The sequence below is a fragment of the Vibrio sp. genome (genome assembly GCF_984391705.1).
Genome location: NZ_CFHWOM010000160.1, coordinates 1 through 1,332, shown reverse-complemented (window position 1 = coordinate 1,332; position 1,332 = coordinate 1). Strand labels below are relative to the sequence as shown.

Below are 1,332 nucleotides of genomic sequence, written 5' to 3'. Positions count from 1 at the left end.
TCATAAACTGACTCGCCGGCATGTTAAGCCCCCACACCATCATAATGGTCGTCAACGAACCACCAGCAAACGCCAAAATTAAAGTGTTGGTCATGGTGCCCATGATGTCCCGACCAATATTCATCGACGCTCTAACCAACTGCTTTGGCTTGAGTTTCGGATCAGTTTGTTGCAGCTCCGCGTACGCCGATGCAATCGAAATCGCCACATCCATAACAGCGCCAAGTGCAGCAACGACAATCGTCACGAACATCAACCAACGGATGCCCATCTTCATCGACGTTAGGTAAATCACGTCTTCGCCTTTGTCGAGGTAAATGCCCGACAAGTGTGCCATTTCACCAAACCACTGCGCCATTACACCTGCGGCGATCACGCCCAATAACGTGCCGCCCATGGCGCATAAACTCTTCCGGTTATAGCCAGAAACGAGAATAAAGCTGACCACGATGATCACCACCATCAATAAGATGCTGACCAGCATCGGATTCCAACCTGCAAAAATACTCGGCACCAACACACCAACGATCAAGGCAGCAGTGAAATAAAGCGCGACCATAGAGTTAATGCCCTCTTTCTTACCAAAGCTCAGCAGCAGCGCACAAAACAGAGCAAGCATAAGGTAAATCGCGTCTGAGCGTTTGTGGTTATATGCCCAATAGACGGTGCCATTGGTGGTTTCGCGGATCATCATGATGAAGGTATCACCTTCACTGACATACACGTTGTGCTGGCGACTAAGAGGATTGGTGACTTCCACCTCTAAGCCTTTGCTCTCTCCTTCAAGAATTTTTGCCATGAAGACTTGTTTACCTGTCATCACATCTGGCACAAGCGGATCAGGCGCAACATGGTTTGAGATAGAACGCGTGACAGTCGCTTCAACAAACTCTTGTTGCTGGCGAGACTTAGGACGGAAATCTTCACTCCACGAAGAAGAAAACTGAAAGATAAGCGTGGAGATAAGGGTAATCAGTAGGGTGAAACCCCATCGGTTATAGATTCTTTTGATCATGAAGCACTCTTCTACATCACTCACTAAACGGGCTTTGCCTCTGGTGAGTAAAATTAGGCGCGGTAAAGATTACCGCGCCCACATGCAGGATTAATGAGTTGGGTTACAACCTGCGACTTTCTCATCAAGGGTCGCTGCGTCTTTGTTAGGGTTAACAAAGTAGCTAGACGAATCATTGATGTTCACAGACTTAACAATCGCTGGGTATTTCGGGTTTTCCAAGTCAATCGAGACACAGATTTCCATGTTCTTCAATTGCTCCCACAGCGCTTTGCCTTCGCCCTCACGCAGTGTCGTGATATCACCACTTGGTAGGT

The 1,332-nt window shown here is 47.9% G+C and carries 1 protein-coding gene and 1 pseudogene; both read right to left on the bottom strand.

Translation table 11 applies throughout. The annotated features are described in order from the left end of the window. A partial coding sequence (locus tag AC4MRV_RS22130) for a YibE/F family protein (protein WP_491189417.1) occupies window positions 1–1,015 on the bottom strand: 1,015 nt, incomplete at its 3' end. A gap of 90 nt (window positions 1,016–1,105) precedes the next feature. Then, window positions 1,106–1,332: pseudogene (locus AC4MRV_RS22125) on the bottom strand (bifunctional metallophosphatase/5'-nucleotidase); the annotation flags it as partial.